The 13,599-nt window shown below is 31.8% G+C and carries 14 protein-coding genes; 6 read left to right on the top strand and 8 right to left on the bottom strand.

Going from position 1 to position 13,599, the window contains the following annotated elements; all coding sequences use genetic code 11:
* The first annotated feature begins 26 nt into the window (after positions 1 to 26).
* Positions 27 to 944, top strand: coding sequence for a TM2 domain-containing protein (locus tag ACXAHM_RS09760; protein WP_474960248.1), 918 nt, complete (start codon positions 27 to 29; stop codon positions 942 to 944).
* A 39-nt stretch (positions 945 to 983) separates the two neighbouring features.
* On the opposite strand, the gene ACXAHM_RS09755 is transcribed toward ACXAHM_RS09760, so the two are convergent.
* The 5 genes from ACXAHM_RS09755 to ACXAHM_RS09735 form a co-directional block, all read right to left on the bottom strand.
* Positions 984 to 2,366, bottom strand: coding sequence for an MATE family efflux transporter (locus ACXAHM_RS09755; RefSeq protein ID WP_474960247.1), 1,383 nt, complete (start codon positions 2,364 to 2,366; stop codon positions 984 to 986).
* A gap of 281 nt (positions 2,367 to 2,647) precedes the next feature.
* Positions 2,648 to 2,995 carry an Hpt domain-containing protein gene (locus ACXAHM_RS09750; RefSeq protein WP_474960246.1) on the bottom strand — a complete coding sequence of 116 codons (348 nt, stop codon included), beginning with the start codon at positions 2,993 to 2,995 and terminating at the stop codon, positions 2,648 to 2,650.
* A gap of 39 nt (positions 2,996 to 3,034) precedes the next feature.
* Positions 3,035 to 4,393 (bottom strand): sigma-54-dependent transcriptional regulator, encoded by a 1,359-nt coding sequence (locus ACXAHM_RS09745; RefSeq protein WP_474960245.1) that lies wholly within the window; start codon positions 4,391 to 4,393, stop codon positions 3,035 to 3,037.
* A 9-nt stretch (positions 4,394 to 4,402) separates the two neighbouring features.
* Complete coding sequence (locus ACXAHM_RS09740) at positions 4,403 to 5,149, bottom strand: tetratricopeptide repeat protein (protein ID WP_474960244.1); 747 nt, start codon at positions 5,147 to 5,149, stop codon at positions 4,403 to 4,405.
* Between the two features lie 81 nt (positions 5,150 to 5,230).
* A complete protein-coding gene (locus ACXAHM_RS09735; protein WP_474960243.1) occupies positions 5,231 to 6,187 on the bottom strand; it encodes a glycosyltransferase family 2 protein in 957 nt (318 codons plus the stop codon).
* A 127-nt stretch (positions 6,188 to 6,314) separates the two neighbouring features.
* Between ACXAHM_RS09735 and ACXAHM_RS09730 the strand changes: the two genes are divergently transcribed.
* From ACXAHM_RS09730 to ACXAHM_RS09710, 5 genes are all read left to right on the top strand, one after another.
* Positions 6,315 to 8,321 (top strand): mechanosensitive ion channel family protein, encoded by a 2,007-nt coding sequence (locus ACXAHM_RS09730; protein ID WP_474960242.1) that lies wholly within the window; start codon positions 6,315 to 6,317, stop codon positions 8,319 to 8,321.
* A 99-nt stretch (positions 8,322 to 8,420) separates the two neighbouring features.
* Complete coding sequence (locus tag ACXAHM_RS09725) at positions 8,421 to 8,933, top strand: peroxiredoxin family protein (protein ID WP_474960241.1); 513 nt, start codon at positions 8,421 to 8,423, stop codon at positions 8,931 to 8,933.
* A gap of 25 nt (positions 8,934 to 8,958) precedes the next feature.
* A complete protein-coding gene (locus ACXAHM_RS09720) occupies positions 8,959 to 9,216 on the top strand; it encodes a hypothetical protein (RefSeq protein WP_474960240.1) in 258 nt (85 codons plus the stop codon).
* A 462-nt stretch (positions 9,217 to 9,678) separates the two neighbouring features.
* A complete protein-coding gene (upp, locus tag ACXAHM_RS09715) occupies positions 9,679 to 10,332 on the top strand; it encodes a uracil phosphoribosyltransferase (protein WP_474960239.1) in 654 nt (217 codons plus the stop codon).
* Positions 10,333 to 10,459: 127 nt separating this feature from the next.
* Entirely contained in the window at positions 10,460 to 11,437 is a 978-nt protein-coding gene (locus tag ACXAHM_RS09710) for a calcium/sodium antiporter (protein ID WP_474960238.1), read from the top strand.
* A 186-nt stretch (positions 11,438 to 11,623) separates the two neighbouring features.
* Here ACXAHM_RS09710 and ACXAHM_RS09705 read toward each other — a convergent pair whose 3' ends face one another.
* The 3 genes from ACXAHM_RS09705 to ACXAHM_RS09695 form a co-directional block, all read right to left on the bottom strand.
* Entirely contained in the window at positions 11,624 to 12,472 is an 849-nt protein-coding gene (locus ACXAHM_RS09705; RefSeq protein ID WP_474960237.1) for a helix-turn-helix domain-containing protein, read from the bottom strand.
* A gap of 10 nt (positions 12,473 to 12,482) precedes the next feature.
* The gene (locus ACXAHM_RS09700; protein WP_474960236.1) at positions 12,483 to 13,061 is read right to left on the bottom strand and encodes an SRPBCC family protein; all 579 of its coding nucleotides are present in this window, start codon (positions 13,059 to 13,061) and stop codon (positions 12,483 to 12,485) included.
* A 102-nt stretch (positions 13,062 to 13,163) separates the two neighbouring features.
* The gene (locus ACXAHM_RS09695; RefSeq protein ID WP_474960235.1) at positions 13,164 to 13,532 is read right to left on the bottom strand and encodes a helix-turn-helix domain-containing protein; all 369 of its coding nucleotides are present in this window, start codon (positions 13,530 to 13,532) and stop codon (positions 13,164 to 13,166) included.
* Between the last annotated feature and the right edge of the window lie 67 nt (positions 13,533 to 13,599).

The following is a 13,599-nucleotide window of genomic DNA, read 5'->3' as shown; positions in this document are numbered from 1 at the left end:
ACTTACTATCATAATTATTATACTAGATGTCAAAATTAATTTTATCAAATGAGTATGTTCGATTCCTTCCCTTCCAATTAGCAGTCGAACTCAAAGAAATGCCTGAAGCTGCTCAATATGAATTTGAGCAACGGATGAGCAATTATTCTAAATCAGCACTCTTAATGTACCTTGCACACCTTTTGTCTCCTATTCCTTTTTCATTAGGATATGTCGGCAAATGGTTGCAACAATTTCTGTTCTGGATCACAGGTGGTGGACTTATGGTTTGGTGGTTTATTATGCTTTTCACCATTCCTGGAGAAGTAAGAAGATTCAACCGTAGATTAGCACATGAAGTTTTTAGAGAAATCTCAAAAAAATACGGTTTCGCTAAAAAAAGCAATTACGGCTATGCAAAATCATTGATTGTTCCCAAAGCATTAGATTTACCAGAATTTGATCCAACAATGCCTACATTGGAACATTTAAAAGAAGGTTTTCTTTTTGATTTAGAAGGAAAAACTTGGCAGGTTACAGAAGAGTATCAATTAGATGCTGAGAAATCGGAAAGAATCTTCATTTGTCGTCATGATTTGGAAGAAAAAGTACTTCGTTATTATAATGAGAATTTCTATAAAAAAGTAGTTTGGGAAAAAACGGTCAATATTTTCCAGATTGATCCCGAACTAGAAAAAAAGATAAGAATTCATCAAAGTCCTGCTAATATTCTTTATCTCAATGGTCATCGTTTTTACAAAGAATTACAAGACCATGGGACAGAATTTAGAATGAATATTCCTCAACCTTCGGAAACAGCACAAAAGCTAAGAAGGTGGAATTATATTAATGAAGAAAGAGATGTTGTTTTAACGATCATTTCTTATCAAAATAAGATCAAAGCCTTTCAAGGTAAGATGATTGACGAAAATGAAGTCACTGAAATATTACCTTATAACGTATAAAAAATGCCCATTTCCTCGCTTGGAAATGGGCATTTTTATTTATGATATTTTTCTTTCGAAAGGAATATGTTGTTCTTCTACTTTTCGAAGTCTACTTTTAAATCTTTGTACAAAGAATAAACAAATAATACTAAGTCCTAATGGAAAGCCCATCCAAATACCTTGTTCAGCTTGTCCCCAATGGAACGCACACATGTAAGAGAAGGGAATTGAAATCACAAAGTAAGAAGAGAAAATTAACCACATTGGTACTTTAAAGTCATGCAATCCTCTCAAGGCTCCTGCATAAACAATCTCAATTGCATCCACTGTTTGATAGGAAGCTAACCATATAATAAACAGTTGTGCAAACTGAATTACTTCTTCATCTTGTGTGAATAAATAAGGCATCCAAGATCTTCCTGTTAGGAAAAACAGTACTGTCCCAAAAGACATCAAAATCACAATTCCTAAAGATGCAAAAGTGACTCTTTTGACTTCTTTAAAATCTCTTTTACCATAATTTTGGCTCACTAAAATCCCAGTTGCAGAACCAATACCTTGGTAAACCATATATCCTAAAGTACTTAAACTAATTCCGATTTGGTGTGCAGCTAAACCTACTTCAGAAATCCATCCCATCATAATAGTAGAGATAGAGAAAGCAGCACTTTCCATTAGCATCTGAAAAGCCATTGGAATACCATTCGTGAAGAATAATTTCACTTCAACGAAAGTCACCTTCACCTCTTGATAAAGCTCTGAGAAAAGTTTATAATTTTTATTGTTCTTAAAAATATAAATTGCTCCCCCTGCCATAAATAAACGCGCGAGAAGAGTACCTATACCTGCTCCAATTAATCCTAATTTCGGAGCGCCAATCAGACCAAAAACAAATATAAAGTCTCCAATTACATTTACTATATTACCTAATAATGTAATCTTCATACCAATCTTAGTATCTCCAATTCCCTCAAAAAGTTGTTTAAATGTCAAGAAGATCATTTGTGGAATCAAAGAGATAATCAGTATAACAAGGTATGCCTGACTTGAAGGAATAATAGCCTCTGGCTGTCCCATATAAGGCATTCCAAGATATAAGCCTGATAAAATTAATAGTAATACTAAAGATAGAATACCATTGGCTGTTAAACTATTTTTGAAAGCTGAAGTCGCTTTTTTGTGATCACCTAAACCAATTGCTTCACCGATTTTTGGTGTAAGAATAAATGTGAATCCCATTCCAAAAAGTAATACAATATTAAATATCGTATTTGTAAAGGATGCTGCGGCTAAAGGTGTACGACCTAATTGACCAATAATCATATTGTCAACAAGACCTACAGAGATTTGCCCTACTTGAGCGAGAATTACAGGCCACCCAAGTTTTAAGATTGTAGAAATTAATGGATTGTACGTTTTCCACTGTCTTTTCAATTGCATTTTCTTTTGTGTTTTAACAAAGTGAATTGAAACAGACGAGACCTTCCCCTTTATGATCTCTCCTAGCAGTTATTTTGGCAGCGAACGCTGGGCTTTAAGGTGAAAAACTAACCACTAATCAACAAGATAATAAAGTCGTTGTTTAAATAATTTAATATTTAATTTTCGTCGCAAATGTAATGAAAAGACGTTAAGAAAATGAAAATCAATAAGATTTATTAGAAAAAAAGAAACCTTTTGAGTCGACCTCAAAAAGAGGTCAACTAAAAGGTCATTTCATTCTACTTTGCTAATTCTTTTTTGATTTCTTCAACTAATAGCAGACATTCATTGTTAAGAAAATCCTCCTTAACAGTAATTTGGTCAAGATCTTTTTCTTCTTTTGCCATTTTTTCCATTTCCAATACCAAGTCTTTTATTCCTTGAATGGCAATGAAATTGACAGAAGATTTAAAGTTGTGTAAGTTCTTGTAAGTAGACTTCCAATCTTGCTTTTTGATACTCTTATTGATCACATCAAGTTGTTCTGGAGCATCAACTACAAAGCGTTCCATCATTTCAGCTATTAGTGCTTGGTCACCTCCCGAAAAATTAGAAAGGTAAGTTAAATCAACCCTAGTTTTTTCCATGATTTAAAACACACTAATTGTATAATTATAAGTTGGGATTTAGTTGTGAACATCCATCTCTTTTAGGTAGCGATAAATTGTCACCTTTCCAATATCCAATTTTTTTGCAACTGTCGCAACATTATCATGATATCTCTCCATAAAACTTCTAATTATTTCAAAAGTATACTCTTTTAATGTTAAATCTTTCGTTAATAACGAGTTAACATCCTTAGAATTTGTGAATTGAATATCAGTTTCATTAATCACATCATCTTCACACATTACTGCAGCTAGCTCGATGATTGCTTTTAATTCTCTAATGTTACCAGGAAAATGATATTTTATTAATTTCTCTTTTGCTTCTTTCGAAAAAGATAAAGCTGGAAGTTCATTGGATTTTGTGAATTGATCTACTAAAAACTTTGCAATCAGTAAGACATCGTTTTCACGCTCTCTTAAAGGTGGTAAATGAATAGGTAACCCTAGTAAACGATAATATAAATCTTCTCTAAAAAGATTTTCACGCATTCTTAACGTTAAGTCTCTGTGAGTTGCAGTGATAATACGAACATCAAGTTTGATGACACTATTACCTCCAATTCTTGTTACTTCACGTTCTTGAATTACCCTTAGTAATTTTGCTTGGAGATTGATATCCATTTCTCCAATTTCATCCAAGAAAATTGTTCCACCATTGGCTTCTTCAAACTTTCCTAATCGTTTGGCTATTGCACCAGTAAAAGCCCCTTTTTCATGTCCAAACAATTCACTTTCTAATAATGAAGTTGGAATCGCAGCGATATTAACCGCAACAAAAGGTTTATTTTTTCGATTAGAATTATAATGAATTGCTTTTGCGATGACTTCCTTACCAGTACCAGTTTCTCCAGTAATAGATACCGTGATGTTGTTATTTTTTGTTTTGTGCAACATCTGAAACACCTTTTTCATTAGTGTACTATTTCCAATGATAGAATTATCAAATTCATATTTGTTGGATAACTCTTGGCGTAAAGTCTGAACTTCTTCTTCTAGTGAATGCTGGGCTTTTATACGGTTTAAAGCGTTTAGTAATCGCTCACGAATATCTTCTTCTTTAGTGATATAGTCATATACCCCTAATTTAAATAAACTTACAGCTGTCTGAACGTCATTTTGTCCTGAGATGACAATAACAGGTACATTTGGTAACTTAGATTTTATTCTTTGGATAACCTCCTCTCCTGTCATGTCTGGTAAAGAATAATCCACTGTAATGACAGAAGGAGTCTCATCCAAAGCATTGATAAGGTCTCTACCATTGACAAACATCTTCACTTCATGTCCATCTTGCATCGATAAGATGTAATGTAACATTTTAGAGAAAACAGGATTATCTTCGAGAGCAAAAATTTTTAGTTCAGGTGTATTATTCATAAGTTAAGTTTATTCGCAGTATTGTTTCAAGGCGGCAGTTGCAGGTGTATATCCTAAAACCTCTGCCATGGATAAGTTTTTACAAACTTGATCATCGGCTTTACCTTTTATACCACTTAATGCTAAAGCTTTATAGTAATAAGCTTCACCATATTCTTTATCTAAAGCAATCGCTTTATCTAAGCTTTCAATAGCAGCATCAAAATTTTCAGTAAGCATCAATGTTTTTCCTTTATGAAAAAGTACTCTTTTATCCTTACCGTTAGATAATTTTTCAGCTTTATCAAAATCCTCTAATGCAGCTGTAATTCCTACTACTTCAGCATTAACAAAAGCTCTATTCAAGTAGATATCATAAATTGTTGAATCCAATTGAATCGCATGTGTATAGTCATTTAATGCTCCTTCATGATCTCTCAAGGCTCTACGAACATTACCTCTATTGTAATAGTACATGTAAGCCCTAGGAACGTCTTTTTCTGTTTCTTCATACAACTCAATGGCCAATGTAAAATCATCATTTGCTAAGCTGTTTTCTTGCAATGCAAAATGAGCATATCCTCTTGCATTATAAGCATCCATATTATTAGCATCTGCTTTCAAAGCAGCATCAAATAACGATATAGCTTCTTTATATTTATTTTGAGAAAGTTTTATTTTTCCTTGATTTGTCAAATCTTCAGAATTTGAACCCGTACAACCAAATACTAAAAACGATAAAATGGCGAAAAGGAAGTTTATTTGTTTGATTTTCATACGGCAAAAATAATAAGAAATATCATTCTTAATTCTATTACATACTAAAAACAAATACTTTTTCACTTTTTCAATCTCCTATTATCTAAATTTCTTATACCATTTATTGACTTTTATTTCATTATGAGCCAACCAATAAAATAGTCTATCTTTTAATTTAGGTTTTACTAACTCCTTTAGTAACATATAGAAAGCTCTAGAAACATAAAAGTTTTCTGTAAAAAATGCAAGACGCTGATGATATCCCATAGATAAGGCTAATGCCTCATTTTCTTCTTTAGATTTATTTAGAACTTGTGCCTTCATACCAATAATCAAAGTTGATTTTAAAAGATGATTATTCGTCGTTTTCATAAAACTTTGAGAATGAGATTTTGGTAAAATACGTTTGTGTGTATTGACTTTATCAACGAAAGCAAACTTATAGGATCTCGACATTCTTACCCAAACATCAAAATCTTCATAGGCAAGTCTTTCATCATACCCTCCTAATTCTTTGATTGTCGATGCTTTGTAGGTCAATCCCGGAGCACTAAATAAGGGAGGATTTTTCAGAATTCTTAGATAAACATCACCTTGAATAACTTCCTCTTGAAGTATTCCTTTCTGATCTCTTTGGTAATACGAGGGTTTGATTAGTTTTCCTTGAGGATTGATTTGTGCTACATCTGAAAAAACTGCTCCATAAGAAGCATCTTTCTGTTCTAAACACTCTACATCGTCTTTTATTCTATCTTTTAAAATGATATCATCTGCGGCTAAATCTAGAATATATTCTCCTTTTGCTTCTTTTAATGCTAAATTAAATGCTTTACAATTCCCTATGTTTTTTGATAATGCAATGAATTTTGCCTTAAAATTGTATTTTTGTAGAGATGCGTTAATTTTATTAACCGAATCATCAGTACTTGCATCATCAACGATAATCGTCTCGATATTACTGTAACTTTGTTGAAGGATTGATTCGATTGCTTTTTCTACATAAGAAGCATGATTATAACTCAAACAGATAATAGTAACTAGAGGGGCATTTTGCATATTTATGTTATTAAAAAAGTCTAACCGTTTTTTTATACTATTGGGGATTTTATTTCTCCTTATTGCTAATACTTCACAAGCGCAGTTTACTAATTTAAAATTTAGTACGCGTTCACCATATCGTACCATGGTTTCCCATATTGGTTTTTTAAGTCCTTCTACAGGAATGTATAATCCTGAAGTCGCGGCAAAAACTCTTGGTGGTGATGACTTTTCAACTGCACAAAAGATTGGGCTTGCTATAAAGTTAAAGCAAATTTATGACAAACATGGTGGATTAGACCTAGATGATATTTCAAATAGAAGAAATTATCGTAACGAAGATGATGATCCTATTTATACTATTTTTGAGGATATTCCTGAGATTTATTTGATCAAAGAAGGATCCAATTGGGTCTATTCTCCAAAGTCTGTAAGGGAAATCAATATTGTATTCAGAAGATATTATCCTGCGGCTACTCGACCTCCAATTCCTGTGGAAGAAGAAGTGATCGATTCCGTAGAGACAACACTGAAAGATTCCACTGGAAAAGAAGTTATTGTTAAAAAACCTGTTGTCAAAAAGACACCACCAAAAAGTCAAGAGAATCCAATAATTCCTACAAATCCTGATTTAAAAGCAGACTTAAATAACCCTAGGGCTTCTGTCACTACTTTCTTTGGTTTTCAACAAGATGAAAATTACCATCCTGAAATAGCCGCTAAAGTTCTTGGTAGTATTGATTTATCCTTAGAAGAGAAAATAACTTTAGCCATTAAGCTAAAGCAAATTTATGATGGGTTAGGCTTATGGATCGAAATAGATGATATTCCAGAAGATAAAAATTTCCAAGATACATTAAGGCACAATAAAGAAATCTATGTTTTAGATAAACAACTTTCTGATTTTTACCTGGAAAATTATAATGGAAAATGGATGTTTTCAGAGTCTAGTATATTACTAATTGAAAATAAACATAGAACTGTATTTCCTATCGGAACAGAAGGCTTGGAAACTGTAGGAAGTATTTTAAGAAAACCACTAGGTAATTTTGCAAGAAAAGAAGTTATTGGATTAGAGTTATGGCAGATTACAAGTATGACTGTCATGTTAATCGGTGCCTGGGTATTGGTTATGTTACTTTCCAATGTTTTACTTTGGTTTATATCTTGGCTTCCTAAAACAGATTACGAAAGTCATCACATTCGCAATATTTTTAAGTCTGTGATGATGATCATTATCTTGTATTATTATCGTTTAATGGCGCCTAGTCTTGAACTTTCAATACAAGAACTACAGTATGTCATCATTTTCTTAAAGGTTTACAATGTTTATCAGTTTGTTAGATTATTCTACAATATGATAGATGTTTGGGTCGCAATATGGTTAAGAAAAGCCAACGAAAAAGAAGATCAGATTCAAAGAGGTTTTGCGCCATTTTTTGGAATGAGTGCCAAATTAGTACTCATATTGATTGGAGTTGTCTTTATGGTAAGTGCTATGGGTTATGAAATCTCTGGGTTACTTACGGGTATTTCTATTGGTGGTGTAGCCGTCGCCTTAGCCGCTCAAGATACCATTAAAAATATTTTCGGTTCTATTATGATCTTTATGGATAGGCCTTTTGTAATTGGTGATTGGGTTAAAACTGATGGTGTTAGTGGTTCTGTAGAACAAATTGGCTTACGTTCTACTAGAATAAGAACCTTTGAGAATTCTCTTGTTTCAATTCCAAATAGTAGAATGGCTGATTTTACTATTGACAACATGGGAATGAGAGTTTATCGTCGTTACAAAACCACTATCAGGGTCAAATATGAAACAAAACCAGAGCAACTAGATGAGTTTGTAGAACGTCTTAAAGATATTGTAAGAAGACATCCTCATACAAGAAAAGATTTCTTTGTTATCAACTTAAATAACATCGGATTGTACTCCTACGATATACTTTTCTATATCTTTTTTGAAGCTCCAACTTGGACAGATGAATTGCATTTTAGACATGAAATCATTAGAAGTATAATAAAGATTGCGAATGAATTGGATATCGAATTAGCGATTCCTCCATCTGGTTTGGACTACATGAATGAAACTCCTCAAAAGACAAGTTCAAGCACTAAAAAGTCTAATAACAAACCATTTGGATTCATGTAGAGCTACCTCATCAGAAGACTAGGTTAACTTTTAAAGGATACAATTTTATCATTACTGATTAGATGTTATATTGGTTATTCATATCAAGCTACATGTATAATGATTAAAAATATTCTACTTTTTTTGTTCTGTATATTGAGTTTTCTAAGTGTTGAAAGTCATGCTCAATCTAAAGATAGCGTTGACTTCTATCTTAAAAAGTACGATTATGGACATGCTAAAAAAGTAGATTATAGAGGGAAAGTTGTTTTGGTAATGATTACTTCTTCATGGGATTTGGATTTTAATAATGCGGCCCATAAAATCAAGGAATTACAACGTCTTTTCTCTTCAAAAGATGTAGTTTTTATGTATATTGTAGGTGATCTACCTGAGCGATGGACAGCATTTGCTGAAGACAGAGGATTAAAAGGCGAATTCTTTTATTTACCCTCCATGAGTAAAAATTGTAAATCTTGTTTTCTCTCCAATCATTTTGATGAGTCTAACATTACTTCTTACTATATCATCGCAAAAGATGGTACATTACTCAATAGTTATTTACCAAGTCCAGATAAAAACTCAGGAATTCAAAAATTACTTTCTGGAGCAAGTACTTTAGAAATAGACTAGTTCAAATTAATATTAAAATAAAAAAATGGATCCAATACTCATTCCTATCACTGCAATCATTTTTGGTACCGCAATACCTATTGTTGCCATTCTTTCAAAACATAGAAGGAGAAAAAATTCGGACACTAAATTAATAATGGATGAAATTAAACAGTTGAGAAATGAAAATTTACAACTAAAAAATCGTCTTGAAAACGTTGAAACTATCGTTACAGATGGTAATTATGACTTGAATAATGCTTTAAATGTAGCGAAAGAAAAAAATTCTGGTCTTTTAGAGTAACAAAATTGAACGTATTCCGTACACTATATTATGAATTCGTTCAAAAGTGGACAGGTTTAATTTTTAACATATATATTTAAAAAATTGAAAATCAACAAGTTAAAACAAAAGGTCCTAAATTGGCTTTTTCATAGTCAAAATTGATTTAATCGTAATACCTTTAAATAGGTTAAGCGTAAAGATAAAGTTTAAATAATTGAATTGGTTGGAAAAGGCAAATATCAGATGATGTTTGCTTTTTTTATTTTATAAGAATTCTTACTAAAAATCAGCTTTATTAAAAGGTATTCACCTAAAAATTTACGATTTCAATATAAAGATTTATAGATTTCTGATATATTAGAGATATCACTTTTTTGGAGTGGTAAACTAATATAACTATATGTTATTTAATTGAGCAAATCATTTTTGCTTTTTATTAATTATACATTTGTTTAATTCTCATTTAAAAATCAGATAAAAATGTCTAACCTTTTTGTGTTGAACAAAGAAGCTAATGTTGCTTCAAACTATATTAATGAATTAAGAGATCCTTCTATTCAAACTGATAGAGCAAGGTTTAGAAGAAATCTAGAAAGGTTGGGTGAACTACTGAGCTACGAAATTAGTAAAACCTTAGAATATAAAGATGTGGATGTTCAAACTCCACTTGGTGTCTCTCCATCAAGAACTATTGCTGATCAATTAGTAGTAACTACAATTTTAAGAGCCGGTTTACCTATGTATCAAGGTGTTTTAAACGTATTTGATCATGCGGATAGTGGTTTTGTAGCTTCTTATCGTTCTAATTCTCCAGGAAATGATGTAGAAATCAATATGGAGTATGTAGCCTCTGGTAATTTAGACGGTAAAGTAGTGATACTTGCTGATCCAATGTTAGCAACAGGAAAATCTCTTTTATTAGCTTTAGAAGGATTATTAAAAAATGGCACACCTAAGCATGTTCACATTATGGCAGCAATTGCAAGTGAGGAAGGTGTAAAGTACATTCAAGATAATATCAAAGTACCTGCGACACTTTGGATGGCTGCTGTTGACCCAGAGTTAAATGCGAAGTCATACATTATTCCAGGTTTAGGTGATGCAGGAGATTTATGTTTTGGTGAAAAGCTGTAACCTCTCTGTTCCCTTCAAATAATTATATCTTTATAAAAAAGATCATTTTTTCAGTAGATATATAAATCTAATGCGTTATTATTATATGACAGATTTATATATCTACCTTCTCTACTAATCTTATACTATGGAAAACAAACTAATTATTAACATCTTAGAACTTATTGGTGGGCTTATTGTCCTTATAGGTGGAGGTGAATTTTTAGTAAACGGAGCTACAAATATTGCTTTAAGATTAAAAATACCTGCTATTATCGTAGGATTGACAATAGTCGCTTTTGGTACTTCTGCACCTGAACTTTTTATTAGTTTACATTCTGCTTTATCTGGAAATGCTGACTTAGCGATAGGGAATGTCGTAGGTTCAAATATTTGTAATCTAGGCATGGTATTAGGAATTACTGCAATTATTTATCCAATAAAAGTAAGTGATACTACCCTGAAATTTGATTGGCCTGTTGCTATGGGGGCATCATTACTTTTATTCTTGGTTACTTTTGATGGAGTTATTTCAAAGTTTGAAGGTGCAACCTTCTTCCTACTACTACTTATTTATTTGTCGATTCTTTTCAAAAGAACTAAGTCTGATATTGAACTTCAAAAAACAACAAATGAAGAATTTCAATTGGATGAAAGTGAGAAAAACAAAAAGCCTATCTCTCTTTGGACAAAGGATATTGCTTTCTTAGTAACTGGTATAATTGCTTTGAAGTTTGGGGCGGAATGGTTTATTGATGGTGCAAAATCAATTTGTCTGGATCAATTAGGTCTGGATGAAAGAATCGTGGGAATTTTAGTCCTAGCTATCGGAACAAGTTTACCTGAATTGGTTACATCTGCAGTCGCTGCTTTTAAGAAAGAAACAGATCTAGCATTGGGAAATCTAATGGGGTCAAATATTTTTAATGTTTTATCCATTTTAGGTATTACCAGTATGGTCATTCCTATTAATGTTAGTGAAATCATGCATAATTATGATATGGTTTGGATGTTAGGAATCACATTATTAACGATTCCATTGATGATTTGGGGTAGAGACCTGAATCGTTGGGAAGGGTTAGTCATGTTAAGTTCCTATTGTATATACATCTATACTATTTTCTAATAAAATATTGAATCCCTTAACACGCTACGTTGAGGGATTTTTTTTTTGCATAAAAAAAACTTCTATTTACGAAATAGAAGCTTTACTCTCATTATTAAATGTGTATACTCTATAAATATACTAGGATTTTAACCCAATTAAACTAACTAATCATTGTGTACTAATTTTCAAATATTACTCTTTTCATTATGCAATTTCTTTTTTTCTAAAAGCGGTAGGAGAAAATCCGTATTGTGCAGTGAATACTTTTGAGAAGTATCCAACATCATTAAACCCACAATCATAACATATATCAGAGATTCTCATTTTTGTTTGAATCAAAAGATACGATGCCTTTTCGATGCGCTTTTTATTAATGTATTGTTTAGGGCTTAATTCAAAGGTCTGTTTAAATTTTCGTTTAAAAGTGGAAAGACTCATTCCTGTTAAAATAGCAATATCTTCGATCGATAAATCTTCATATAAATGATTATGAATGACCTTTTTAAAGTTAGATTCTTCTGGTTGGAAAAGAGAACTTAATAAGGCTTTTACATTATTTCCTTCTTGTACATTTGAAAGTAACAATACAAGTTCTTTAATTTTTAGCTTAATGATTTCTTCATTGACCATTGAAGGATTATTAAAATAAAATAATAAGCTGTCAATATAAGTTGAGATCATATCATCCAAAGGTACTTTCTCAACATTTTGAGAAGCATTTCTTGGATATTTTAGCATATCTGGTAGCCCTTCATCATATACATATTTTAAAGTATCAGGGTAAAAATGTATAAATATAGCCTCATATGGTCTACTATCTTGTTCTTCTACCCAATGATTTACATAGTTTCCACATTTCATCAAAAAACTATCCGATGATGAGAAAGAATAATGTTCATTTGGGGCATACAACATTGCTTTTCCGTGTAATACATGGATAAAACAGGCTTCATCTCGCATTGTTGCATCTGCCTTTAATGGGGCTTTAAAACATGCTTTTTCAAATACAGGCTTGCCATTTAGTTTGAAATGATCATAACTTATAAAACTCATATTATATGGCTTATTTTGTTTCGTATTGCTTTTTTATTGTCTTGAAATTTTCAGCGTTGATCTCTTCACCAGTCGTAACATAATGATCAACTGCCAACATATAGTCACTTAATTGTTTTCTAAATCTTCCTTTGGCTAAACCACCCATAAATGCAGGTTTTGTTCTATAATTAAACTCAAAAACTAATCGAGAAGTAGCTTCATCAATAGGCTCAACTCTATAGGTAGCATAAGAATATTCTGGTACTAGAGGTAGTCCTCCTGTACTTATTACTTGCACTTTAAAAGAAAGTTTTTCAGGATTATAATCGACTTGTTTTTCTTTTACATACTTAGAACCATCTAAAGTCAGATTACAAACTCTTTCTGCTCCTTCACATCCATGGGTAGAATTATTGGTATAATTTGAACTTACAATAGAAGGATGAGATTTTTGAATATCTCCAAATTCTTCGCCCACAACTTTCCATACAGCTGCCGCAGGAGCCTTTATTGTTCTTTGCACTTTTACATATTGCGTTTTCTTTTGTCCAAATACAGAAATAGATAAAAGAGCAAACCAAAAAGTTAAATAGATCGTAGCTTTCATAGTAGGTAATGTTTAAAAGTATTTTTTTGTTTTTGTTTACATTACAAAGATTACCGATCTATCTATGGATTATTTTGACAAAAAGTTCAAAGTTTTGGAAAATTAGACCAATGTCTTTTTATAGTCTGTAGGTGATAATTGATAAGTGGATTTAAAGAGTTTTGAAAAATATCCAATATCATTAAAACCACAATCATAAGCGATATCAGATATTCTTTGATCTGTTGTTTGTAATAAACTGACAGCCTTTTCCAATCTTTTTGATTTAATGTATTGTGTTGGGCTTGTATCAAAAACAGATTTAAATTTCCTTTTAAAAGTTGATAAACTCAATCCCGTAAAAAATGCTAGATCTTGAAGGCTGAGATCTTCATACAAATGAGCATGAATGATTTCTTTAAAATCGTAAGCATTCGCTTTAAACAGATCACTAAACATATTTTTAATCAATAGTGTCCTAAACGTTTTCATTTCCCAAAAAAATGCTCGTTTTAGCTATTGTCAGTGTATATAATTATCCAATTTTAAAATAAAACCC

Source organism: Flammeovirga sp. AWQ4_249 (genome assembly GCF_056161045.1).
This window is presented reverse-complemented; position numbering and strand designations above follow the sequence as displayed.